The organism is Pseudomonas lurida, assembly GCF_002563895.1.
Lineage (GTDB): Bacteria > Pseudomonadota > Gammaproteobacteria > Pseudomonadales > Pseudomonadaceae > Aquipseudomonas > Aquipseudomonas lurida.
Genome location: NZ_PDJB01000001.1, coordinates 5847371 through 5869015, shown reverse-complemented (window position 1 = coordinate 5869015; position 21645 = coordinate 5847371). Strand labels below are relative to the sequence as shown.

General features: G+C 60.4%; 26 protein-coding genes. 18 read left to right on the top strand and 8 right to left on the bottom strand.

The features are described 5' to 3' along the window. Positions 1-93 precede the first annotated feature (93 nt). Both ATH90_RS26830 and ATH90_RS26825 read right to left on the bottom strand, forming a co-directional pair. On the bottom strand, positions 94-381 hold the full coding sequence (locus ATH90_RS26830) for a HigA family addiction module antitoxin (RefSeq protein WP_098467510.1): 288 nt from the start codon (positions 379-381) through the stop codon (positions 94-96). Between the two features lie 14 nt (positions 382-395). Next, positions 396-674 (bottom strand): type II toxin-antitoxin system RelE/ParE family toxin, encoded by a 279-nt coding sequence (locus ATH90_RS26825; RefSeq protein ID WP_034109928.1) that lies wholly within the window; start codon positions 672-674, stop codon positions 396-398. 295 nt (positions 675-969) lie between these two features. Here ATH90_RS26825 and ATH90_RS29795 point away from each other — a divergent pair, with 295 nt between their 5' ends. The 12 genes from ATH90_RS29795 to ATH90_RS29305 all read left to right on the top strand — a co-directional run bounded on the left by ATH90_RS29795 (position 970) and on the right by ATH90_RS29305 (position 10589). After that, positions 970-1749, top strand: coding sequence for a polymorphic toxin type 44 domain-containing protein (locus ATH90_RS29795; protein ID WP_342352880.1), 780 nt, complete (start codon positions 970-972; stop codon positions 1747-1749). Positions 1750-2078: 329 nt separating this feature from the next. Next, complete coding sequence (locus ATH90_RS26810; RefSeq protein ID WP_025857698.1) at positions 2079-2318, top strand: DUF6124 family protein; 240 nt, start codon at positions 2079-2081, stop codon at positions 2316-2318. Between the two features lie 298 nt (positions 2319-2616). After that, positions 2617-4287: a malonate decarboxylase subunit alpha gene (gene mdcA, locus ATH90_RS26805; protein ID WP_098467509.1), complete on the top strand. Its 1671-nt coding sequence runs from the start codon at positions 2617-2619 to the stop codon at positions 4285-4287. Then, the gene (locus tag ATH90_RS26800) at positions 4288-5121 is read left to right on the top strand and encodes a triphosphoribosyl-dephospho-CoA synthase (protein ID WP_069078473.1); all 834 of its coding nucleotides are present in this window, start codon (positions 4288-4290) and stop codon (positions 5119-5121) included. Continuing rightward, positions 5121-5420 (top strand): malonate decarboxylase subunit delta, encoded by a 300-nt coding sequence (locus ATH90_RS26795; RefSeq protein WP_069078472.1) that lies wholly within the window; start codon positions 5121-5123, stop codon positions 5418-5420. Before ATH90_RS26800 ends, ATH90_RS26795 begins: the two co-directional genes overlap by 1 nt. Further along, complete coding sequence (locus ATH90_RS26790; RefSeq protein WP_098467508.1) at positions 5413-6255, top strand: biotin-independent malonate decarboxylase subunit beta; 843 nt, start codon at positions 5413-5415, stop codon at positions 6253-6255. Before ATH90_RS26795 ends, ATH90_RS26790 begins: the two co-directional genes overlap by 8 nt. Further along, positions 6252-7022, top strand: coding sequence for a biotin-independent malonate decarboxylase subunit gamma (gene mdcE, locus ATH90_RS26785; protein WP_034109915.1), 771 nt, complete (start codon positions 6252-6254; stop codon positions 7020-7022). Before ATH90_RS26790 ends, mdcE begins: the two co-directional genes overlap by 4 nt. Then, the gene (locus ATH90_RS26780; protein WP_098467507.1) at positions 7016-7612 is read left to right on the top strand and encodes a malonate decarboxylase holo-ACP synthase; all 597 of its coding nucleotides are present in this window, start codon (positions 7016-7018) and stop codon (positions 7610-7612) included. Before mdcE ends, ATH90_RS26780 begins: the two co-directional genes overlap by 7 nt. Beyond that, positions 7609-8508, top strand: a complete 900-nt coding sequence (gene mdcH / locus ATH90_RS26775) for a malonate decarboxylase subunit epsilon (protein WP_098467506.1) — start codon at positions 7609-7611, stop codon at positions 8506-8508. Before ATH90_RS26780 ends, mdcH begins: the two co-directional genes overlap by 4 nt. A 67-nt stretch (positions 8509-8575) precedes the next feature. Further along, on the top strand, positions 8576-8980 hold the full coding sequence (gene madL / locus ATH90_RS26770) for a malonate transporter subunit MadL (RefSeq protein WP_034109908.1): 405 nt from the start codon (positions 8576-8578) through the stop codon (positions 8978-8980). A 1-nt stretch (position 8981) separates the two neighbouring features. Beyond that, complete coding sequence (madM, locus tag ATH90_RS26765; protein ID WP_034109906.1) at positions 8982-9746, top strand: malonate transporter subunit MadM; 765 nt, start codon at positions 8982-8984, stop codon at positions 9744-9746. 465 nt (positions 9747-10211) lie between these two features. After that, positions 10212-10589 (top strand): hypothetical protein, encoded by a 378-nt coding sequence (locus ATH90_RS29305; RefSeq protein ID WP_141537522.1) that lies wholly within the window; start codon positions 10212-10214, stop codon positions 10587-10589. Positions 10590-11253: 664 nt separating this feature from the next. On the opposite strand, the gene ATH90_RS26760 is transcribed toward ATH90_RS29305, so the two are convergent. Genes ATH90_RS26760 through ATH90_RS26750 form a run of 3 tightly spaced genes read right to left on the bottom strand, consistent with a single transcriptional unit; the run spans position 11254 to position 13314 of the window. Further along, positions 11254-12168 (bottom strand): LysR family transcriptional regulator, encoded by a 915-nt coding sequence (locus ATH90_RS26760; RefSeq protein ID WP_098467505.1) that lies wholly within the window; start codon positions 12166-12168, stop codon positions 11254-11256. A 37-nt stretch (positions 12169-12205) separates the two neighbouring features. Next, entirely contained in the window at positions 12206-12748 is a 543-nt protein-coding gene (locus ATH90_RS26755; RefSeq protein ID WP_069078470.1) for a chromate transporter, read from the bottom strand. After that, positions 12748-13314 carry a chromate transporter gene (locus tag ATH90_RS26750; RefSeq protein ID WP_034109899.1) on the bottom strand — a complete coding sequence of 189 codons (567 nt, stop codon included), beginning with the start codon at positions 13312-13314 and terminating at the stop codon, positions 12748-12750. The genes ATH90_RS26755 and ATH90_RS26750 overlap by 1 nt, the downstream gene beginning before the upstream one ends. A gap of 154 nt (positions 13315-13468) precedes the next feature. On the opposite strand from ATH90_RS26750, the gene trhA reads away from it, so the two are divergent. Further along, positions 13469-14086, top strand: coding sequence for a PAQR family membrane homeostasis protein TrhA (trhA, locus tag ATH90_RS26745; RefSeq protein ID WP_034109897.1), 618 nt, complete (start codon positions 13469-13471; stop codon positions 14084-14086). 52 nt (positions 14087-14138) lie between these two features. Here the strand turns inward: trhA and ATH90_RS26740 are convergent, their stop codons facing one another. Continuing rightward, complete coding sequence (locus tag ATH90_RS26740; protein ID WP_098467504.1) at positions 14139-15041, bottom strand: LysR family transcriptional regulator; 903 nt, start codon at positions 15039-15041, stop codon at positions 14139-14141. A gap of 107 nt (positions 15042-15148) precedes the next feature. On the opposite strand from ATH90_RS26740, the gene ATH90_RS26735 reads away from it, so the two are divergent. The 3 genes from ATH90_RS26735 to ATH90_RS26725 are packed head-to-tail and all read left to right on the top strand — an operon-like array spanning position 15149 to position 17677. After that, positions 15149-16390, top strand: a complete 1242-nt coding sequence (locus ATH90_RS26735; protein ID WP_098467503.1) for a D-amino acid dehydrogenase — start codon at positions 15149-15151, stop codon at positions 16388-16390. A gap of 9 nt (positions 16391-16399) precedes the next feature. Beyond that, positions 16400-16750, top strand: a complete 351-nt coding sequence (locus ATH90_RS26730; RefSeq protein WP_098467502.1) for a RidA family protein — start codon at positions 16400-16402, stop codon at positions 16748-16750. Between the two features lie 24 nt (positions 16751-16774). After that, entirely contained in the window at positions 16775-17677 is a 903-nt protein-coding gene (locus ATH90_RS26725; protein ID WP_034109889.1) for a transporter substrate-binding domain-containing protein, read from the top strand. Between the two features lie 295 nt (positions 17678-17972). Here ATH90_RS26725 and ATH90_RS26720 read toward each other — a convergent pair whose 3' ends face one another. Both ATH90_RS26720 and ATH90_RS26715 read right to left on the bottom strand, forming a co-directional pair. Next, positions 17973-18692 (bottom strand): 16S rRNA (uracil(1498)-N(3))-methyltransferase, encoded by a 720-nt coding sequence (locus tag ATH90_RS26720; RefSeq protein ID WP_098467501.1) that lies wholly within the window; start codon positions 18690-18692, stop codon positions 17973-17975. 56 nt (positions 18693-18748) lie between these two features. Next, positions 18749-20155, bottom strand: coding sequence for an adenosylmethionine--8-amino-7-oxononanoate transaminase (locus ATH90_RS26715; protein ID WP_034109886.1), 1407 nt, complete (start codon positions 20153-20155; stop codon positions 18749-18751). Between the two features lie 273 nt (positions 20156-20428). Here ATH90_RS26715 and ATH90_RS26710 point away from each other — a divergent pair, with 273 nt between their 5' ends. Both ATH90_RS26710 and ATH90_RS26705 read left to right on the top strand, forming a co-directional pair. Then, a complete protein-coding gene (locus tag ATH90_RS26710; protein ID WP_034109885.1) occupies positions 20429-20980 on the top strand; it encodes a cytochrome b in 552 nt (183 codons plus the stop codon). A gap of 32 nt (positions 20981-21012) precedes the next feature. Next, a complete protein-coding gene (locus tag ATH90_RS26705) occupies positions 21013-21591 on the top strand; it encodes a YceI family protein (protein ID WP_034109884.1) in 579 nt (192 codons plus the stop codon). The last annotated feature ends 54 nt before the right edge of the window (positions 21592-21645 follow it).

Sequence of the window (21645 nt, the reverse complement as noted above, 5' to 3'; positions counted from 1 at the left end):
CTCGCGAAAAGCGCCAACGATAACGCAGCGCTACTTTTAACCAGCGGTGCCTGACGGTTCTTCGCGAGCAAGCTCGCTCCTACAGGAACAGGCTCAATCAATCCGCGCAAACCGCTCAGTCACCGGCTGCTCCCGATGCTCGGCCTGCCACAAGTCGTAGGCGCTTTGCATCGACAGCCATAACTGCCCAGTGCTCACACCTGCCCGCTCAAGCCGCACCGCCAAGTCAGGACTGACAGGCGCACGCCCATGCAAAATCCTCGAAAATGTCTCACGGGCGAAACCCAGGCGCCGGGCCATTTCGGTGATGGTGATGTCCAGGGCAGGGATTACATCTTCAAGCAGGATTTCACCTGGGTGAGGGGGGTTGTGCATGCCCATATCGATACCTCTACTCAGTGGTAATCAAGATAATCAACCAGTTCGACTTGGTCGTCGAACATCCGAAAAATGATGCGCCAGTTACCACTAATGCTGACAGGCCAATAGTCGATCAGGTCGCCATTCAACCGATGGAAACGCCAACCAGGCAAGTTCAGTGCATCTGGACGTTCGGCTTTGTCCAGAATGAACAGAACGCGGCGTAAGCGCTTTGCATGATTTGCGTTGATTCCACTGGTCGAGCCTGTCTCATAGAAGACCCTGAGACCTTTGTGTTTCCGGCTGACGATCATGGCGCGATTGTGATGTGATACATCACGCTCTGTAATGGCCTTGCATCGGTTTTAACGGTCGGCTTCATGATGTCTGTCCGCGGAACGATTCGGAGCGGAAAGGCTAGAGACACAGGTTCCGAGCAACAACCTGAAAACGCTGTCAGAACATTCCTTGTTGCTTGTCGGGACGACAATCGTAGGTAGGGCTCGGACTGATAGCGTGTCTGAAATTTCTGTAAGTCTTACCTTCGTATTTTTACTGATTTTTGAGTGCTAGTTTTCATCGCTCAACCCCATCAGCAAGGATTCGCAAATGGCCGCCCCTCCCATACCTTCGGGCGTTTCGCTGCAAGACAATATCGCCTTGGCCAACAACCGCAGGATGCATTTGAAGCCTGATTCGGCCTTCGCCTATTCGTGGTTTTACTCACAGGTTCGGGGGCGTGGCCCTTGGGATTACAAACAGAAAAGCCGTGAGTACGAGGCGTTCGGTAACTTCAACTACGGCGTTACCGGCATTGTGCTGGGTATTCCGGAGAGTGTGCTGTTGAGAGCGGCTGGTGCGGCGCAAAAGGCAGCAGGGACTTCTCGGGCGGAGTTCGGAGACTGGTGGGCGATGCGCCGTATGGTGATGATCACAGTGACCAGCATTGGATCAAGGAGGGCATCGAATATGCCAGAGCTCAAGGGTATTAAGTGGCCGGTCCAGGGCTTGTTCAATGGGCTGCTGGTGGTGTGTCTCGGGTACTTGGGTGTTGGTTGGTTGATGAGCCCAGGTCCACCGGAATTGGATGAGGTTGTGCTCAAGTATTCCCTGAATAACGGGAGCTCCATTTACGGTGCGCGAAACAATCAGGGTGGCGCTACGGTGGGCTTTTCCTACCTGTACTACGTCCACAAGGATCTGGGGAATGATCGGGAAATACTCACGACATTGGTGTCGGCACACCCTTTTCTGAAAACCAAAGAGCCGGATGTTCAAGTTACCCGGCAGGGGGGCCTTATCCGCCTCACTGTTCGAGGTGAGGTTTATGAGTACCGTAGTTACCCGCTCGAAGGTTTAGGGGCTGTGAGACTAGACATGAGGTTATAGGTCGGCAGGCTCTCGGATTTTTCCTGCAAGATTTTGGGCTGTGCATGAACTTGTCGCGTGCCGTCAGCGCGCCTAGTCTTCGTTCTGTCATCGCAAAAAACGGTGACACGGACGTGCAAGTCCGACGAAACTGTTTAGGCGTACAAACGCCCAGCCATCCAACGGGCGTTTTTTGTGCTCGCTGCTTTATGGCGGCTGCGCGCAGGAGGTCTTCGGACCTGCTGGGTGTCCTAAACAGGCCCGGTCTTGCACACCTGCGCACGGTCGCCACCCTCATTCGCGTGCAAGCGAACGGTGGCGCTCCTTACTCACTGTTTAGGAGCTTCATCATGGTCAAACCTACCCCCAATCCGCCCCTCTTCACCGTAAACCCGCACGAAAACACCGAAACCCTGCTGGTCAACGCCAGCGAAACCCTGTCTTCCCTTAACGCACTCACCTGCAATCTCGCCTTCGACCTGGACACCTCCCAGCGTGCGATCATGCTCGGGATTCAGCAAATGGCAGAGTTGGGTCAGTTGTTGGTCGATAGAGCATTGGAGCAAGTCAGCCCATCGCCAGCCTCTTGAAACGGTCCCAAACAGGGACTGATCGTTCCCTGATTGGGACCGCTATTTAACAAACACCATCGATCAAATGTGGGAGCTGGCTTGCCTGCGATGGCGCAGTAGCAGTCGACTTATCGCCAGATGACACACCGCTATCGCAGGCAAGCCAGCTCCCACATTTTGATGTGCATCAGGCTTACGTTCAGCATTCACAGGGGCTTCGTTACTCCAGCCGTAACGATCCGCCGCCCAGCTTGATTGATGGCCCTCTCATTCACTCCTAAGGTAAGCCCCACGACAGCAAACCCGTGGAGCGACCATGACAACCACCATCACCCCCGACTCGCGCTGGACGCGGCGGCGCGACGAGAAGCAGCGGCGCCTCGAGCTGGTCAAAAAATACGCAGACGGAGCGGTGTTGCCCAGCGACAGGATTGTCGAGGCACTGGAGGCGCTGATCCTCCCTGGCGACCGCGTGGTGCTGGAGGGCAATAACCAGAAGCAGGCGGATTTCCTCTCGCGCTCCCTGGCCAAGGCCGACCCGGCCAAGCTTCACGATTTGCACATGATCATGCCCAGTGTCGGCCGTTCCGAGCACCTGGACCTGTTTGAAAAAGGCATCGCACGCAAGCTGGACTTCTCGTTCGCCGGCACCCAATCCCTGCGCATCAGCCAGTTGCTCGAAGATGGCCTGCTGGAAATCGGCGCGATCCACACCTATATCGAACTCTATGCCCGGCTGGTGGTGGACCTGATCCCCAGCGTGGTGCTCTCCGCCGGGTTCATGGCCGACCGTGCGGGCAATATCTACACCGGCGCCAGTACAGAAGACACTCCGGCGCTGATCGAGCCTGCCGCGTTCAGCGATGGCATCGTGATCGTGCAGGTCAACCAGTTGGTGGACGACGTCACCGATTTGCCCCGCGTCGACATCCCCGCCAGTTGGGTGGATTTCGTGGTGGTGGCCGACAAGCCGTTCTACATCGAGCCGCTGTTCACCCGCGACCCGCGCCACATCAAGCCGGTGCACGTGCTGATGGCGATGATGGCGATCCGTGGCATCTACGAAAAACACAATGTGCAGTCGCTCAACCACGGCATCGGCTTCAACACCGCCGCCATCGAGCTGATCCTGCCCACCTACGGCGAATCGCTGGGCCTCAAGGGCAAGATCTGCCGCAACTGGACCCTCAACCCGCACCCCACGCTGATCCCCGCGATTGAAAGCGGCTGGGTCGAAAGCGTGCATTGCTTTGGCACCGAACTGGGCATGGAGCACTACATCGCCGCACGGCCGGATGTGTTCTTCACCGGCCGCGACGGCTCGATGCGCTCCAACCGGATGTTCTGCCAACTCGCCGGCCAGTACGCGGTGGACCTGTTTATCGGCGCGACCCTGCAAGTCGACGGCGACGGGCATTCCTCCACGGTGACCCGTGGCCGCCTCGCCGGTTTTGGTGGCGCCCCGAACATGGGGCATGACCCGCGCGGTCGCCGGCATGGCACGCCTGCATGGTTGGATATGCGCCACGACGATGCCCCGCAAGCCTTGCTCGAACGCGGTAAGAAACTGGTGGTGCAAATGGTCGAAACCTTCCAGGAAGGCGGCAAACCCACATTCGTCGACACCCTCGACGCCGTGGAAGTCGCGCGCAAAAGCGGCATGCCCCTGGCGCCGATCATGATCTACGGCGATGACGTTACCCACCTGCTCACCGAAGAAGGTATCGCCTACCTGTACAAGGCGCGCTCCCTCGAAGAGCGCCAGGCGATGATCGCGGCTGTCGCGGGCGTCACGGCCATTGGCATGCGCCACAACCCCAAGGACACCGCGCGCATGCGCCGCGAAGGCTTGATCGCCTTGCCCGAAGACTTGGGCATCCGCCGCACTGACGCCACCCGCGAGCTGTTGGCCGCCAAGAGCGTCGCCGACCTGGTGGAGTGGTCCGGTGGCTTGTACAACCCGCCCGCCAAGTTCAGGAGTTGGTAAATGCGCGCTCTTAAACTGCACGAACTCAGCCTTGCGGATCGCCTGGCCGATAACGCCGTCGATGCGCTGATCGATGAAGCGGACCTGTCGCCCAAACCTGCCTTGGTGGACCGGCGTGGCAACGGCGCCCACAGCGATTTGCACCTGGGCCTGATGCATGCCTCGGCGCTGTCGCTGTGGCCGATGTTCAAGGAGATGGCCGAGGCGGCGATTGAATTCGGCGAAGTCGGCTTGCCCCTGCGCGAAGCCCTCGGGCGTATTGGCCGCGAGGGTGAACAAGCGATGCTCACCACTACCCACGGCGTGAATACCCATCGCGGCGCGATCTGGGCCCTTGGTTTGCTCACCGCCGCTGCCGTCCTGGCGCCACGTGCTGTCACGCTGACGGCGGCCAAACTGGCCCTGCTCAACGACCGCTATGCCCCCCACCCCATGAGCCACGGCGCTCAAGTCGCCCAACGCTACGGCGCACGCGGCGCCCGTGAAGAGGCGCAACTGGGCTTCCCGTCCGTGGTGCAACGCGGCCTGCCGCAACTGCACAGAAGCCGCCAGCAAAATGCCGGCGAACAGAACGCGCGCCTGGATGCCTTGCTCGCGATCATGACGGACCTTGGCGACACCTGCGTGCTCTACCGCGCTGGTCCCGAAGGCCTTCACGCCATGCAAACAGGCGCCCAAGCGGTACTGGACGCTGGCGGCAGCGCAACCTTGGCCGGTCGCCGCCAACTGCACGAACTGGACCTCCAACTGCTGGCCCTGAATGCCTCCCCCGGTGGCGCCGCCGACCTGTTGGCCGCCTGCCTGTTTATCGACCGCCTCGATGGAGCGTTTTGATGCAAACCTTATCCTTTGAATTCCCCGCCGGGCAGCCACCAAAAGGCCGTGCGTTGGTGGGTTGCGTGGGCTCTGGCGACTTGGAAATACTGCTGGAACCCGGCACGCCGGGTACCCTGACCATCCAGGTGCAGACCTCGGTGAATGGCGCCGAGCAACGTTGGCAGCATCTGTTCGAGCGGATCTTCCAGGAGCACACCCCACCGGCATTGAAGATTGAGATCCATGACTTCGGCGCCACCCCTGGCGTGGTGCGCTTGCGCCTGGAGCAGGGTTTCGAGGAGATCGGCCATGACTGACTTGCTCGCCAAACACAGCTTCGTTGAACTGGGCGCTCGGCAGCGCGCCAAGGCCTTATTGGAGGCAGGCACCTACCGCGAATTGATCGACCCGTTCCAGCGCGTCATGTCGCCGTGGCTCAGCCGCCAAGGCGTGGTGCCGCAGGCCGATGACGGCGTGGTGATCGCCAAGGGCAGCATCGGTGGAAAACCGGTGGTCATTGCCGCCATCGAAGGCAATTTCCAGGGCGGTAGCCTCGGTGAAGTGGGCGGCGCCAAGATCGCTGGCGCACTGGAACTGGCCGCCGAAGACAATCGCAAAGGCATTCCCACGGGTGCGGTATTGCTGCTGGAAACCGGTGGCGTGCGCCTGCAGGAAGCCAACCTCGGTCTGGCGGCCATCGCTGATATCCACGCGGCGATCGTCGACCTGCGCCAGTACCAGCCGGTGATCGGCGTGGTGGCCGGCAGTGTCGGTTGCTTTGGCGGCATGTCCATTGCGGCCGGGCTGTGCAGTTACCTGGTGGTCACTCGCGAAGCACGCCTGGGCCTGAATGGCCCGCAGGTGATCGAACAGGAGGCCGGCCTGGAAGAATACGACTCCCGCGACCGGCCTTTTATCTGGAGCCTCACGGGCGGTGAGCAACGCTTCAACAGCGGCTTGGCCGACCGTTATGTGGCGGACGACGTGGACGAGATACAACAGACCGTCAGCGCATTGTTGCAACAAGGCTTGCCTGCCCAACAACGCAGCCGTCGGGCCGAGTACTACCTGGCGCGCCTGGCCGAACTGGATGCCACGGCGCAGATCGACCCGGCGACGGTGCGCAAGCTGTTTCAAGGAGAACAACCATGAGAGGTTTGCAGTGGTTCAACGCGTTGAGCGCCGGCGCGACGCTCGTCGAGGGTTTGCCGAACTCCCTGAAAGTGGCTGACGGCCTGTTGGGCGAGCAGGCCGTGCGTTTCATCGCCGTGGTCACCGACGCGCACAATCGGTTCCCGCGTGCGCGCACTGGCGAAGTCGGCTTGCTTGAAGGCTGGGGCCTGGCGAAGGCCGTCGATGAAGCCATCGCCCGAGGTGACAAACGCCCTATCATCGCCATCGTCGATGTGCCGAGCCAAGCCTACGGCCGTCGCGAAGAGGCCCTCGGTATCCACCAGGCACTGGCCGCCGCCGCCGACAGCTATGCCCGCGCCCGACTGGCCGGGCACCCGGTGATCGCGTTGCTGGTCGGCAAGGCCATGTCCGGTGCGTTCCTCGCCCACGGTTACCAGGCCAACCGCCTGATCGCCCTGCGCGACCCCGGCGTGATGGTGCATGCGATGGGCAAGGCCTCGGCCGCGCGGGTGACCCTGCGCAGTGTCGAAGAGCTGGAAGCCCTGGCCGCCAGCGTGCCACCCATGGCCTATGACATCGACAGTTATGCCAGCCTCGGCCTGCTTTGGGAGACCTTGTCGGTCAGCCAGATTGAACAGCCCACGGCAGAGGACGTGGTACGGGTCGGCGATTGCCTGGTGCACGCGATCAAGGATATCGGCAGCACCGATTTGAATGGCCGCCTGGGCGCGACCAATCGAGCAGCCTCCAGCCACGTGCGCCAGTTGCTGCGGGAGCAATGGTGAACGCCCACGACTTGCTCTGGGGCATGACCCCGGCGCATCTGCCCGCCGAGGCTCCGGCCTGGGCGGTGGAGGCGATTGGCGCCGGCCATCCGGTGGTGGTGCGTCGCGCTATCACCGAGCCGGGCTATGTGGCGGTCGGCGTGCGCGGGCGCTTGCGGGAACAGCGGTTGGCGGCGCAGATGCCCGTATCGGCGGTCCAGCGACGTGTCATCCCGGAAGACTTGCGCGACGTTGTCTCGCCGCGCGATTTACCGGCGTTACGGGCACTCAACCTGCTGCGGCCGATGTTGGCGCCGCAGACCTGGGGCGTCACAGGCAGTGCGGGCTTCGAGTTGGCGAGTGGGATTCAAGCACTGCATGCCCAGAGCGATCTGGATCTGATCCTGCGCACGCCCGAGCGCCTGGAGCGTGGTGAGGCCGAGGACTTGCTGGCGCTAGTGAACACCGCACCGTGCGCCGTAGACCTGCAGTTGCAAACCCCGTTTGGCGCTGTGGCCTTGCGCGAATGGGCGAGTGGATCACGCCGCGTGCTGCTCAAGACCGCCCGCGGCGCACACCTCGTGATTGACCCCTGGCAGGCCGTGGCATGAGCAGCCTCCTGGTGTTCCCGGGGCAGGGCGCCCAACGGCCGGGCATGCTCCAGGCATTGCCAGCCGACGTCTTGGACCAGGCCAGCGCAGCGCTGGGTGAAGATGTTCGTGCATTGGACTCGGCTGAGGCCCTGGCGAATACCCGCGCGGTACAACTGTGCCTGTTGATCGCCGGTGTGGCCCACGCTCGCCTGCTGCAACACGCCCCGGATTACGTCGCGGGCCTGTCCATCGGCGCCTACCCGGCGGCGGTGATCGCGGGCGCGTTGAGCTTTGAGGACGCCCTCAGGCTCGTCAGCCTACGCGGCGAGCTGATGCAAAACGCTTATCCACAGGGCTACGGCATGACCGCGATCATCGGCCCGGAGTTATCCACCGTCGAACGGTTACTGGCGCAAATCCACAGCCCTGACACCCCGGTCTACCTGGCCAATATCAACGCCGACAACCAGACCGTCATTGCCGGCAGCGACGAGGCCATGAAACGTGTCGCCAACGGTGTGAAAGGCAACGGCGTCGCCAAGCGCCTGGCCGTCAGCGTGCCGTCCCATTGCGCCCTGCTGGCGCAACCGGCGCAGGCCCTGGCGCAAGCCTTCGTGCCGCTCAAGGCGCCGCGCATCACCTACCTGAGCAGCACCCGTGCGCGGCCGATCCACAACCCCGAGCAATTGCGCGACGACCTGGCCTTCAACATGTGCCGTGTCGTCGACTGGCGCGGCACCGTGCAGAGCGCCTACGAGCGCGGGGTGCGCCTGCAGATCGAACTGCCACCGGGCGCCGTGCTCACCGGACTGTCACGCCGGGTGTTCGATCAAGGCACCGTGATCGCCTGCGAAGGCGCACGCCTGGACACCCTGCAGGCCCTGCTGCAAGAGGAGGAACGCCGCCACCGATAAAGCATCACCCAAGGCTTTCGAAGCACAAAAACAACAATTTCGATCGAGCACTTTGAGGACAACAACAATGATTATCTACGGTGTGGCATTGCTGGCGATCTGCACGCTCGCGGGCGTGATCATGGGCGACATGCTCGGTGTGTTGCTCGGCGTCAAATCCAACGTGGGCGGGGTGGGGATCGCGATGATCCTGCTGATCTGCGCCCGTCTGTGGATGCAAAAACGCGGTGGCATGACCAAGGATTGCGAAATGGGCGTCGGCTTCTGGGGCGCCATGTACATCCCCGTGGTGGTGGCGATGGCCGCGCAACAGAACGTGGTCACGGCCCTGCATGGCGGCCCGGTAGCGGTGCTCGCGGCGATTGGTTCGGTGGTGGTGTGTGGTTGCACCATCGCCCTGATCAGCCGCACTCACAAGGGTGAACCACTGCCCGATGAAGAGCCGCTGATCGCGCCAGCGGGAGGTCGCTGATATGTGGGATCTCATTGAAAAAGGATTGGAACATAACGGCCTGGTCACCGCATTTGCCTTCGTTGGCGTGGTCATGTGGATTTCCGTGGTGCTGTCCAAGCGCCTGACCTTCGGGCGCATCCATGGCTCGGCGATTGCCATCGTCATCGGCCTGGTCCTGGCCTGGGTCGGCGGCACGATCACGGGCGGCCAGAAGGGCCTGGCGGACCTGGCGTTGTTCTCCGGCATCGGCCTGATGGGCGGCGCGATGCTGCGCGACTTTGCCATCGTTGCCACGGCGTTCGAAGTGCAAGCCACCGAAGCGCGCAAGGCCGGGATGATCGGTGTGATCGCGTTGCTGCTGGGCACGATCCTGCCGTTTATCGTCGGTGCCAGCATGGCCTGGGCTTTTGGTTATCGCGATGCGATCAGCATGACCACCATTGGCGCGGGAGCCGTGACCTACATCGTCGGCCCGGTGACCGGCGCGGCGATTGGCGCGACCTCGGACGTGATGGCGCTGTCGATTGCCACCGGGTTGATCAAGGCGATTCTGGTGATGGTGGGTACGCCTGTGGCGGCGCGTTGGATGGGCTTGGATAACCCGCGTTCGGCGATGGTGTTTGGCGGGTTGGCCGGCACGGTGAGCGGCGTGACCGCTGGCTTGGCTGCGACAGATCGGCGGTTGGTGCCGTATGGCGCGCTGACGGCGACGTTCCACACCGGGTTGGGTTGCTTGCTCGGGCCTTCGTTGCTCTATTTCATCGTGCGCGGGTTGGTCGGTTAACCCAATGATCGTTCCCAGGCTCTGCGCTCAACGTTATACAAAAGTTCGCTTTGATTCTGGCCGAAGGCGGTGGGAGCGAGCTTGTTCACGAAGGGCCAGTACAGCCGCAGAAATAGGGCGTTTGAACCTACTTCGACAGGGATCTATGTTCAGCCTGCGGCTGCGGTTTGAGCCCCATTTCCCAGGCTCATCGAGACTTGTGTCGAACGATGAACGCTCTACGTGGGAATGAAGCCCTAGACGTTCTGCGTCCGCTCTTGAAAGCGTGACGCAGAGTGGGAGCGATCAATACGCTTTTGAGATTCTTTTTCTATAACGTATATCGAGAAAATATATAAAAAACTGTGAGTTCTAACAGGTTGCCGAACGGTAGTTACGATGTAGTTTTTACATGGAACAAAAAAAGAAATTCAAGCTATTTTTCTTTTTTGAGTTTCCAAGTTGACACCTACTGAGGCACACATCATGAGCAAGGAAAATCCGGCACTTCAAGCAAACTGGTTTAGTAATGTCACAGATAAGGGGAAGGCCTATTACACGGTTTTTATAACTTTTGCAGATTATGATAGGGGATCGTTTACAGGTAGGTGGGGGAAAAACAAGTTTTTGGGTTCGAATCTTAGTGGTACTTCTGGGTACATCAGGTTGAGAACAACAGGTGATGAGGGCAACACTGCTTCAGCGATAACATTCGACTTTGGTGAAGAAAGGTGTGATCTTCGAAGTGATGACTTTAGCTATAATTATTTGTATGGAACAATTACTAATAAGCGCACGGGGGAGTTTGACACCATCTCATTCACAAAGTCAGATGATACAAGAGTAGGGCTTGTTTACTCATAGTTAGATGGAGATTTTTTGGTTTCGGGAGTTCGCAAGAACAAATAAAAATTATTGGCTGCATGTTTAAATGGTTTTTGGTGTTATGTTGTCAATATTGTGTGCTGCCAATGAAAACTCCAGAGCACCAGGTGTTTTCATTGGTCGGCAACTTTAAAGCATTAGGGGGGCTAAAGGGTCTGCAGATAGTTGATGCTTTTTTACTTGAAGTTCAAAAACCTCAATTGGTCTAAAAACAGAACTGTTCCCTTGATTTATGGTGTGCAGATCATCCGATTTTATACAGAACGCTCGCTCAAACGCCGCCCTCGATCCATTCTCGTCGTCTGACGATGCTGATGAGTTGTGTTAGATCTTTACTGCATGGCCGTCGTCTCACGCTGACTGTATTCGGGCGCTTCATGCCAAGTCAGGCCTATCCCCGCACCATCGATTTGTACTGCGTACGACACTCTGCCAAGGGCCGTAAACCTCAACGAGTCACGGGATCAATTGCTAAAAGCAAACTCAGGCGGTAATCCGCCAGAGGTGAGCGAGAGCTGTGTTTGCTGGCAAGCAATCTGACACAAAGCGAGTGGAGTCCAGCAAAAAAGTCGCGATTTATAAGCTGCGTGTGCAGATCAAAGTAGGCTTCCGACATGTGAAAAGTAGCGTTATCGAAAATGCTCTAACCCTGGCGATTGGCATACATCCGGCACTCCGCCAGCAACGCCAGCAAGTTCGGGTCACGCTCCTTGGCCTTCAGGAACACCACGCCAATATGCTGCTGCAACCGGTACCTGGGTTGCAGCGGTATCAGCTTCACGCGGTTCTCATACACCGCCGCAATCCGCCCCGGCAGCAACGCATAACCTACGCCTGAACTGACCATGCTCAGCAGCGTGAAGATGTCATTGACCTGCATCGCCACCTTCGGCTCGAACCCCGCCTGCTTGAATACGCGATTGCCGTCCTGGTGCGTGGCGAAGCCTTGGGTGAGGGTGATGAAGGTCGCGTCGCGCACGTCGGCAAGGTCGATCTCACGCTCGCGGTCGAAGGGGGAATCGGCCGGGGTGGCGAGGAAGATATCGTCGGAGAACAGCGCGATCTGTTCGCAGTCGGGGTCGTTGGCGTGCTCATCGAGGGAGATGAGGATGGCGTCCACTTCCATGTTCTTGAGCTTGTAGATCAAGTCGAAGTTGGAGCCCATGATCAGGTCGATATTGAGCTCGCTGCGGCGGATCTTCAGGCCCATGATCAGTTGCGGCACGGTCTTCACGGTCAGCGAATACAGCGAGCCCAGCTTGAAGCGTTCGGCGGAGAACCCGGCCGCTTCGCGGGTGAGGCGTACGCTGTCGACCACATCGGCAATCAGCTTCTGGGCGCGCTCTTCCAATACGTAGGCGCTTTCCAAAGGGGTGAGGTTGCGCCCTTCGTGTTTGAACAGCGGGCAGCGCAGGGCGTTTTCCAACGAGTGGATGGCGCGATGCACGCTGACGTTGCTGGTTTGCAGCTCGGCGGCGGCGCGGGCCAAGTTGCCGGTGCGCATGAACGCCAGGAAGACTTCCAGTTTCTTGAGGGTGAACTCTTCGTCGATCAGCATGGCGGTGGCTCTTGTTCGAATGCCGTCGATTGTGCCCCTAAAACCCGTTCACTCCCAGCCATGCACTGCACAGTCCCAGCAGCACGCCGAGGACGATCAGCCAGATCGCATTCACTCGTGTGTAATACACCACGGCGGCGCTGCCCAGGGTCAGCACCAGGCTGGTGACATTGCTTTGCAGGCTGTTCATCAGGATGTAGCTGGCGGCGAGGATCAGGCCGATGGAAATCGGCAGCAGGCTACGTTTGACGCGCTGCACCCACGGCGTCTCGGTATGGCGCTCCAGCCAGCCCGCGCCGACGTAAGTGAGCACCGAGCACGGCACCAGCTTGGCCAGCAGTGCGACCAGCGCGCCGGGCAGCCCGGCGGCTTGCTGGCCGATGAACACCAGCAGCATGCCGTTGGGACCGGGCAGGGCCTGGGACAGGGCGAAGAACGCGACGAATTGTGCGTCGGTCAGCCAGTGCATGTCGTTGACGGAGTAGCGGTGGATATCGCCGACGGCAACCATGTTGCCGCCAATCGACATCAGCGACCACAGCGCGCACTGGAGCATCAGGTGCAGGAGGGTGGCTTGCATCAGCGGGCCGCCTGGCGGGTGTCGATGAAACCCAGCGCCAGTGAGCTGGGGATGCAGATCAACAGCACCATCCACAGCGGCAGCACCAGGATCGCCATCAATACGAAAGTCATCAGGAACGCGACGTAGTTGGCGACAGTCCTGGGCATGGCCTTGAGCAGGCGCAGGGTGGTGCCGAGAATCAGGCCGGTGGCAATCGGCATGACCGCGCCGAAAATCTGCTGCACCACCTCATGGCGCCACCACGTGGTATAGGCAAAACCGGCGAGCACGGTGATCAGCGAGGGGAACAGGTACAGCCCGCAAACGGTCACAATCGCACCTGGCAAGCCATGCAGGCGTCGGCCGTAGATGATGCCGACGTTGGCAATGTTGGGCCCGGGGAAGAACTGGCCGGTGGTCAGCAGTTCGTTGAACGCCTGTTCGCTGACCCAACGCCTGCGGTCGACCATCATTTGCCGCGCCCAGGGCATCACGCCGCCAAAGCCGAACAGGCCGACCATGGCAAAGTTGTAAAACAACTGCCAGAGACTGGGTTGCGGCGTGTCGGGTTCAGGCTCGGGCATGGTCGATACCGGTGGATTGAGGCTGGTGCAGGGATAGCGTGAATCATCCAATGGGCAGTGGTCGTTGGGCAAATGAAGAAAGGTTGTTACCTGATAGTGAGCGAGTGGCGTCAGAATGCTCAAGGTGATAACGGTTATTCGAGGTGAGTGACACATGTATCACGGGGAACGATTCAATGCCTGGAGCCATTTGCTCGGGGCGGTTGCGGCCTGTATTGGCGCAGTGTGGATGTTGGTGGTGGCGAGCCTGGACGGCAGCCCCTGGAAGATTGTCAGCGTGGCGATTTATGGCTTTACGCTGATGGTGCTGTACAGCGCGTCCACCGTGTACCACAGCGTGCAGGGGCGCAGAAAAGAGATCATGCAAAAGGTTGATCACTTTTCGATCTACCTGTTGATCGCGGGCAGCTACACGCCGTTTTGCCTGGTGACCTTGAGAGGGCCGTGGGGCTGGACCTTGTTCGGCATCGTCTGGGGGCTGGCGGTGATCGGCATCCTGCAGGAGATCAAGCCGCGCTCCGAGGCGCGAATCCTGTCGATCGTGATCTACGCGGTGATGGGCTGGATCGTGCTGGTGGCGGTCAAGCCGCTGATCGCCGCGCTGGGCACGGCAGGGTTTGTCTGGTTGGCCGCAGGCGGGGTGCTGTACACCGTCGGCATCATCTTTTTTGCCCTGGAGGACCGCCTGCGCCATTCCCATGGGATCTGGCACTTGTTCGTGATTGGCGGCAGCCTGCTGCACTTTGTGGCGATCATGCACTACGTCCTGTAACGGACAATGCGTTTGGAACGTGTGGATCTCCAGTGGTTTTGGGCGCGTATTCCTACAAGCGCTCCAGCAGTTCGCGGGCGCGGTTGCCGAAGATCTCCAGCAAGTTGGCCAGCATATGCGGTGGCGGCTCATCGGCGCGGGTCAAGGCGTACAGGGTGATCGGCAGCGGCGGGGTGAGGGGGCGGATGCAGGTGGTGGCGGTCGACGCACCGAGGGCGGTGAAGGGGTCGATCACTGTAAGGCCCGCACCGGACTCCACCATTGCACGGGCCAGTGAATAGGTTTGTACCGAGATCGTCACCCTGGGTGGCGGGTCGACGTTTTCCAGGTAGCTGTCGAGTTTCGCCGCCAGCGGATCGGCGCTGGAAAGGCCGATCAGCGGCGCTCCCGCCAGGTCCACCAAGGGCAAGGGTTTGCTCGATTCGGCGTCCGACCAATAGCCTTTGGACGCCAACGCCACCAACACACCGTTGGCCAACACCTGGGTGGTCAACCCCGGGTGACCGGAGAAGTTGAGGGTCAGCGCCAGGTCGATCTCACGCATCAGCAGCTTCTGCACCAGTTCGCGGCTGTGATCGCTGGACAGTTCGCAGGCCATGTCCGGGTAGTCGCGCTTCCACTCCAGCACCGCCGGTGGCAACAGCGACAGGGCCAGCGCCGGGATCGCGCCGATGCGCACACTCTGGCCCGGGGCGCGGCGCAGGCTCTTGGCCAGGCGTCGTACGCCTTGCAGGCTTTCGGTGACTTTCTCGACTTCGCTTTCCAGCGCCAGGGCTTCCGGCGTGGGCTGCAACTTGCCGCGCACGCGTAGAAACAGGGGGAAGCCCAGCTGCAATTCGGCGTGCTGCAACACCTTGGTGACTGCCGGTTGCGACACATGCAGCAACTGCGCGGCGGCGCTGACGGAGCCGGTCTGGCGGATGGCCTGGAAGATCTCGATATGACGCAAGCGCATGGCAAGTCCATAACCTTTGTTTATAGGTGGCCCATCTTTATTCATTGTCGGTGGCCTGTCACCTGCCCCTAGGCTTGAGTTCTCTTAATCAACGGCTGGAGGCTGGGATGGCCAGGCAGGTTTGCATCATTGGCGGTGGGGTTATCGGCTTGGCCAGTGCCTACGCGTTGGTACGCGCAGGCCATGAGGTCACGGTGATCGACGCGCGCGACAGCCTGGGCAGCGAAACCAGTTTCGCCAATGGCGGGCAATTGTCCTACCGCTATGTGGCGCCATTGGCGGATGCCGGCGTGCCGTTGCAAGCGATTGGCTGGCTGTTGCGCGGCGATTCCCCATTGAAGCTGCGCCCGCGTCTCGACCCGCAGCAATGGCGCTGGATGGCGGCTTTCCTCGGCGCCTGCCGTGGCTCGGTGAACCAGAGCAATACCGCTCACCTGCTGCGCCTGGCTTCCCTGAGCCAGGACACCTTGCAACAATGGCGTCACGACGATCACCTGGACGGCTTCGACTGGCGGCGCAACGGCAAGCTGGTCACCTTTCGCACTGCCGGCACCTTCGAGCATGCGCGCAGCAAGGTCACCAATATCCTGCAGCAACAGGTCCTGTCGGCAGCCGACTGCGCACGCCTGGAGCCGTCGCTGGCGGGGGGTGGGTTTGTCGGGGGGATCTACACGCCGAATGAGGAAGTTGCAGATTGCCATGGCTTTTGCCAGCGCTTGGCCGCCCGGCTCGAAGCTTCCGGGCGCTGCACGTTTTGGCTGGGGCGCAAAGTGACCGGGATCCGCCACGCGAACGGTGCAGTGCAGGCCATCGAGATCGGCGCTGAGGTGATGCCGGTGGACCAACTGGTGTTGGCGGCCGGGCATCGCAGTGCCGAGCTGGCCTTGCCGGGGTTGTCACTGCCACTGTATCCGCTGAAGGGCTACAGCCTGAGTGTGCCCATTGGCGAGCAGCATCGGGCGCCCGAGATCAGCATCACTGACTATGACCGCAAGATCGTCTATGCGCGCATCGGTGAACAACTGCGGGTAGCGGCGATGGTGGATATTGTCGGCTTTGATGCCAACCTTGAACCCAAGCGCCTGGGGCTGATGAAACGCCAGGCTATCGAGACATTTCCTGCAGCCGGCGACTACGCCCATGCGGTGGAATGGGCCGGCATGCGCCCCGCCACGCCAACCGGCGTGCCGCTGATTGGTGCCAGCGCCTATCGCAACCTGTGGCTGAACCTGGGCCACGGTGCCCTTGGGTTTACCCTGGCGTGTGGCAGCGGCCAAGTGTTGGCCGAACTGATCGGCCAACACGTTCCTTCCATTGATATGCAGGGCCTGTCGCCCCGCGCCGCCTGAGGATGCCCCATGACGATCAACCGTATCAGCAGCAACGAACGTCTCTCGGGTGCCGTGACCTTCAAGGACCTGGTGTTTCTCTCGGGCCAGGTGCCGGGTGACGGCCAGGACGTGGCGAGCCAGACCCGCGAAGTGCTGGCTAGGGTCGATGCGTTGCTGGCCCAGGCCGGCAGTGACAAGGATCACCTGCTCAACGCCACCATTTACCTGAAGGACATCGGCAGCGGGTTTGCACCGATGAACGCGGTGTGGTCCGCGTGGCTGTCGCCGGGCATGGCGCCAGCGCGCACCACCCTGCAAGCCGAGCTGGCGCGGCCGAGTGTGCTGGTGGAAATCAGCGTGATAGCGGTACGTAAATAACTCAAAGACCAACGGAGCATAACAATGAAAAGAATCCTGTTGACCGGCTGTACCCTGGGGCTTTTGTTTGGCGCACAGGTCCAGGCGAATGACGCCTCGCTGGGCGCTACGCTGGAAAAGATCACCACCGCCAAGTCCATCACCCTGGGCTATCGCGATGCATCGGTGCCGTTTTCGTATGTGGGTGACAACAGCGGCAAGCCCATGGGTTATTCGGTGGACCTGGCGAGCAAGATTGTCGAGCGTGTCCAGCAGAAAACCGGGCTGGCCAACCTTACTGTGAAGTACAACCTGGTGACTTCGCAGACCCGCATCCCGCTGGTACAGAACGGCACCGTCGACCTGGAGTGCGGCTCTACCGGGGTCACCGCGGAGCGACAGAAGCAGGTAGCGTTCTCCTACGGGTTTATCTACGTGAAGGGCCAGTTGTTGACGGCCAAGGACAGCGGCATCAAAGGGTTCGCCGACCTTGCGGGCAAGAACGTGGTGACCACCGCCGGCACCACCAACGAGCGGTTCCTGAAGAGCTACAACGCCGAGCACAAGGCCAATATGTTCGTGATCAGCGCCAAGGATCACGGTGAGGCGTTCAAGATGCTCGAGACCGGTCGCGCGGCGGCGTTCTACATGGACGATGCGTTGCTCTACGGCGAGCGCGCCAAGGCCAAGGACCCGCATAAGTGGGGGGTGGTGGGCGAGGAGCAGTCGCGGGAGATCTACAGCTGCATGGTGCGCAAGGACGACCCGCAGTTTCTCGCGGTGGTCAATGAGACACTCGGTGACCTGTACCGCAGTGGCGAAATCAATGGGATTTACCAGCGCTGGTTTGAACAGCCGATTCCGCCGAAGGGCTTGAACCTGGAGTTCCCGATGACCAGCGAGTTGAAGGCGATCATTGCCAAGCCGGTGAGTGATCCCGTGGAGTAATGACCCGCCTACCTATAGGCGCCGGCTTGCCGGCGATAGCGGTGCGCCAGGTAACAGTGATGTTGAATGGGCCGACGCCATCGCAGGCAAGTTAGCTCCCACGAAGGAACTGTTTTGCTGGTTGGATAGCGGCAGTACCGGCGAGCGCAATTCCAGCAGCAGAGATCAACTGTGGGAGCTGTCGAGCCCCAGCGAGGCTGCGCGACTGCCTGCATTTTAAGCGCCTGACACTCCGCTTTTGCAGCCTCGCCAACGCTTGGCAGCCCCCACCGTGGATTGGGTTGGCAAGGCTGGGTTAGAAATCGCCCCACAATTGTTGGGCGACGGCCAGTGCCACCACCGGCGCGGTCTCGGTACGCAACACGCGCGGACCGAGGCGGGCAGCGTGGTAGCCGGCGGCCTGGGCGGTTTCGACTTCAGGGTCGGTCAGCCCACCTTCAGGTCCGATCAGAAACGCCAGGCTCGACGGCTTGGCGTGGCTGACCATCGGCTCGGCCACAGGATGCAGCACCAGCTTCAGGTCTGCCTCGGTCTGCTTCAACCAGTCCGCCAATAGCAGCGGTGGATGAATCACCGGCACCGTTGAACGCCCGCATTGCTCGCACGCGCTGATCGCCACCTGGCGCCAGTGCAGCAGGCGTTTGTCGGCGCGTTCGTCCTTGAGGCGCACTTCGCAACGCTCGCTGAAGATCGGCGTGATTGCATTGACGCCCAGCTCGGTGGCCTTTTGAATCGCCCAATCCATGCGCTCGCCACGGGACAGGCCTTGGCCGAGGTGAATGTGCAGCGGCGATTCGGTCTGGCCCGCAAAGCTTTCCGTGAGTTGCACCGTAACGCGTTTCTTGCCGACGTCCAGCAATCTGCCCAGGAATTCCTGGCCGGAGCCATCGAACAATTGCACGGCATCGCCTTCGCCCATGCGCAGCACACGGCTGATGTAATGCGCCTGGGCTTCGGGCAATTCATGGTCGCCGAGGCTCAGCGGGGTGTCGGTGAAAAAGCGGGACAGTCTCATTTCTGTTCTCTGGACAATGTTGTGTAGGAGCCGGCTTCTACAAAGGATGTGGGGGATCAGCCAGGGTCACGGAAGCCAGGGTGGAAGTCCTTCGGCACTGCAACACTGACGGTGCTGTTGGTGGCGATATCAATGCCTTCGCTGGCCACTTCGGCGAGGAAGTCGATCTGTTCCGGCGTGATCACGTAGGGCGGCAGGAAATACACCACGCTGCCCAGTGGTCGCAACAGCGCGCCACGTTCCAGTGCATGCTCGAATACCTTCAGGCCACGGCGTTCCTGCCACGGGTAGGCGGTCTTGGTGGCTTTGTCCTGGACCATCTCGATGGCCAGCACCATGCCGGTCTGGCGTACTTCCGAGACGTGAGGGTGGTCCACCAGATGCGCAGTGGCCGTGGCCATGCGCCGGGCCAGGGCCTTGTTGTTCTCGATGACGTTGTCTTCTTCGAAGATATCCAGGGTCGCCAGCGCTGCCGCACACGCCAGCGGGTTGCCGGTGTAGCTGTGGGAGTGCAGGAACGCGCGCAGCGTCGGGTAGTCGTCATAGAACGCGCTGTACACGTCTTCGGTGGTGACCACGGCCGCCAATGGCAGATAGCCGCCGGTGAGGGCCTTGGACAGGCACAGGAAGTCTGGACGGATGCCGGCCTGTTCACAGGCGAACATGCTGCCGGTGCGGCCGAAGCCTACGGCGATTTCGTCGTGGATCAAGTGCACGCCGTAACGGTCGCAGGCCTCGCGCAGCAGCTTGAGGTACACGGGGTGGTACATGCGCATGCCACCGGCGCCCTGGATCAGCGGTTCCACGATCACGGCGGCCACGGTGTCGTGGTTGTCCGCCAGGGTCTGTTCCATGGCCAGGAACAGGGTGCGCGAATGTTCTTCCCAGCTCATGCCCTCCGGACGCAGGTAGCAGTCCGGGCTCGGCACCTTGATGGTGTCCAGCAGCAGCGCCTTGTAGGTCTCGGTAAACAGCGGCACGTCGCCCACTGACATCGCGGCGATGGTTTCGCCGTGGTAGCTGTTGGTCAGGGTGACGAAGCGTTTTTTATTCGGCAGGCCGCGGTTGAGCCAATAGTGAAAGCTCATCTTCAGCGCGACTTCGATGCACGACGAGCCGTTGTCCGCGTAGAAGCAGCGGGTCAGGCCTTCGGGCGTCATTTGCACCAGGCGTTCGGACAGCTCGATCACCGGCTGGTGGCTGAAGCCGGCGAGGATCACGTGTTCCAGTTGGTCGACCTGGTCCTTGATGCGCTGGTTGATGCGCGGGTTGGCATGGCCAAACACGTTGACCCACCAGGAGCTGACGGCATCGAGGTAACGCTTGCCTTCGAAATCTTCCAGCCAGACGCCTTCGCCGCGCTTGATCGGGATCAGCGGCAATTGCTGGTGATCTTTCATCTGGGTGCAGGGATGCCACAGCACGGCCAGGTCGCGTTGCATCCACTGGTTATTCAAGCCCATCGGTTATCTCCTCGAAGCGGTCCTGCGGCGGGCGCAGGTAAAACAATCGCGCAAGCCTATGCAATGGGCGACTGTGTCACAACCCATTACGGATGAATTCGCGGTAAACACAGGACGGTCTGTCACGTTTCTTAGGAATAGTCCTTAATCCGTCGTTAACTTACTGTACATACGCTCTTGATCGTATTTCTCGATATTTCAAAGCGAAATTTTCCGCTTTAATTCGATAGGTAAATCGCTAGTCTTGGGCGCAGCTCTTACGGGATTTGGGACATGCAGCTACGTAATTCATCGGCCCGCTATGGTTGGGTCAGCATTGTTTTGCACTGGGGTGTAGCCCTGGTGGTGTTTGGCTTGTTCGCCCTGGGCTTGTGGATGGTCGGCCTCGACTACTACAGCGCCTGGCGCAAAGACGCCCCGGACCTGCACAAGAGCATTGGCATCACGCTGTTTGCCATCATGCTGGTGCGTATTGTCTGGCGCCTGATCAGCCCGCCGCCACCGCCGTTGGCCAGTTACAGTCGCATGACCCGCATCGGTGCCGCATTTGGCCATGCGTTCCTGTATCTCGGTTTGTTTGCCGTGATGATCGCCGGCTACCTGATTTCCACCGCAGACGGTGTCGGTATCCCGGTATTTGGCCTGTTCGAGATTCCTGCCGTGGTATCCGGACTACCGGACCAGGCAGATAACGCCGGCCTGGTGCACCTGTACCTCGCCTGGGTGTTGGTGGTCTTCGCCGGTTTGCATGGCGTGGCCGCCTTGAAACACCATTTTATTGACCGTGATGCGACCCTGGTTCGTATGCTGGGGCGCAAAGCCTGATGTTCAACCTCGACTCACAAGGAATAGAAAGCATGTTGAAAAAGACCCTCGCCGCTCTGGCAATCGGTACTGCCCTGCTGTCTGCAGGTCAGGTGATGGCTGCTGACTACAAGATCGACAAGGAAGGCCAGCACGCCTTCATCGACTGGAAAATCAGCCACCTGGGCTACAGCTTCATCCACGGTACCTTCAAGGATTGGGATGGCACGTTCAGCTGGGATGCCGCCAAGCCTGAGGCCAGCAAAATCGCGGTCGACGTGAAGACCGCCAGCCTGTGGTCCAACCACGCAGAGCGTGACAAGCACATCGCCAGCAAAGACTTCCTGGACGTTGCCAAGTTTGCCGACGCGAAGTTCGTGTCCACTGCGGTCAAGCCTACCGGTGAAAAAACCGCAGACGTGACTGGCGACCTGACCTTCCACGGCGTGACCAAGCCTGTGACCTTCAAGGCGACCTTCAACGGTGAAGGCAAGGATCCATGGGGCGGCGAACGTGCTGGCTTCAACGCTACCACTACCGTCAACCTGAACGACTTCGGCATCAAAGGCCCAGGCCCGTCCTCGCAGACTGTAGACCTGGACATCTCGCTGGAAGGCGTCAAGCAGAAGTAATTTCTGTTTTTACACGAAAAAACCGGATCCTGAGATCCGGTTTTTTTATGCCTG

What these genes read in the sequence shown, in the direction of transcription:
- ATH90_RS26830 (WP_098467510.1), bottom strand. Translation starts at nt 381, where the DNA reads ATGGGCATGCACAACCCCCCTCACCCAGGTGAAATCCTGCTTGAAGAT.
- ATH90_RS26825 (WP_034109928.1), bottom strand. Translation starts at nt 674, where the DNA reads ATGATCGTCAGCCGGAAACACAAAGGTCTCAGGGTCTTCTATGAGACA.
- ATH90_RS29795 (WP_342352880.1), top strand. Translation starts at nt 970, where the DNA reads ATGGCCGCCCCTCCCATACCTTCGGGCGTTTCGCTGCAAGACAATATC.
- ATH90_RS26810 (WP_025857698.1), top strand. Translation starts at nt 2,079, where the DNA reads ATGGTCAAACCTACCCCCAATCCGCCCCTCTTCACCGTAAACCCGCAC.
- mdcA (WP_098467509.1), top strand. Translation starts at nt 2,617, where the DNA reads ATGACAACCACCATCACCCCCGACTCGCGCTGGACGCGGCGGCGCGAC.
- ATH90_RS26800 (WP_069078473.1), top strand. Translation starts at nt 4,288, where the DNA reads ATGCGCGCTCTTAAACTGCACGAACTCAGCCTTGCGGATCGCCTGGCC.
- ATH90_RS26795 (WP_069078472.1), top strand. Translation starts at nt 5,121, where the DNA reads ATGCAAACCTTATCCTTTGAATTCCCCGCCGGGCAGCCACCAAAAGGC.
- ATH90_RS26790 (WP_098467508.1), top strand. Translation starts at nt 5,413, where the DNA reads ATGACTGACTTGCTCGCCAAACACAGCTTCGTTGAACTGGGCGCTCGG.
- mdcE (WP_034109915.1), top strand. Translation starts at nt 6,252, where the DNA reads ATGAGAGGTTTGCAGTGGTTCAACGCGTTGAGCGCCGGCGCGACGCTC.
- ATH90_RS26780 (WP_098467507.1), top strand. Translation starts at nt 7,016, where the DNA reads ATGGTGAACGCCCACGACTTGCTCTGGGGCATGACCCCGGCGCATCTG.
- mdcH (WP_098467506.1), top strand. Translation starts at nt 7,609, where the DNA reads ATGAGCAGCCTCCTGGTGTTCCCGGGGCAGGGCGCCCAACGGCCGGGC.
- madL (WP_034109908.1), top strand. Translation starts at nt 8,576, where the DNA reads ATGATTATCTACGGTGTGGCATTGCTGGCGATCTGCACGCTCGCGGGC.
- madM (WP_034109906.1), top strand. Translation starts at nt 8,982, where the DNA reads ATGTGGGATCTCATTGAAAAAGGATTGGAACATAACGGCCTGGTCACC.
- ATH90_RS29305 (WP_141537522.1), top strand. Translation starts at nt 10,212, where the DNA reads ATGAGCAAGGAAAATCCGGCACTTCAAGCAAACTGGTTTAGTAATGTC.
- ATH90_RS26760 (WP_098467505.1), bottom strand. Translation starts at nt 12,168, where the DNA reads ATGCTGATCGACGAAGAGTTCACCCTCAAGAAACTGGAAGTCTTCCTG.
- ATH90_RS26755 (WP_069078470.1), bottom strand. Translation starts at nt 12,748, where the DNA reads ATGCAAGCCACCCTCCTGCACCTGATGCTCCAGTGCGCGCTGTGGTCG.
- ATH90_RS26750 (WP_034109899.1), bottom strand. Translation starts at nt 13,314, where the DNA reads ATGCCCGAGCCTGAACCCGACACGCCGCAACCCAGTCTCTGGCAGTTG.
- trhA (WP_034109897.1), top strand. Translation starts at nt 13,469, where the DNA reads ATGTATCACGGGGAACGATTCAATGCCTGGAGCCATTTGCTCGGGGCG.
- ATH90_RS26740 (WP_098467504.1), bottom strand. Translation starts at nt 15,041, where the DNA reads ATGCGCTTGCGTCATATCGAGATCTTCCAGGCCATCCGCCAGACCGGC.
- ATH90_RS26735 (WP_098467503.1), top strand. Translation starts at nt 15,149, where the DNA reads ATGGCCAGGCAGGTTTGCATCATTGGCGGTGGGGTTATCGGCTTGGCC.
- ATH90_RS26730 (WP_098467502.1), top strand. Translation starts at nt 16,400, where the DNA reads ATGACGATCAACCGTATCAGCAGCAACGAACGTCTCTCGGGTGCCGTG.
- ATH90_RS26725 (WP_034109889.1), top strand. Translation starts at nt 16,775, where the DNA reads ATGAAAAGAATCCTGTTGACCGGCTGTACCCTGGGGCTTTTGTTTGGC.
- ATH90_RS26720 (WP_098467501.1), bottom strand. Translation starts at nt 18,692, where the DNA reads ATGAGACTGTCCCGCTTTTTCACCGACACCCCGCTGAGCCTCGGCGAC.
- ATH90_RS26715 (WP_034109886.1), bottom strand. Translation starts at nt 20,155, where the DNA reads ATGGGCTTGAATAACCAGTGGATGCAACGCGACCTGGCCGTGCTGTGG.
- ATH90_RS26710 (WP_034109885.1), top strand. Translation starts at nt 20,429, where the DNA reads ATGCAGCTACGTAATTCATCGGCCCGCTATGGTTGGGTCAGCATTGTT.
- ATH90_RS26705 (WP_034109884.1), top strand. Translation starts at nt 21,013, where the DNA reads ATGTTGAAAAAGACCCTCGCCGCTCTGGCAATCGGTACTGCCCTGCTG.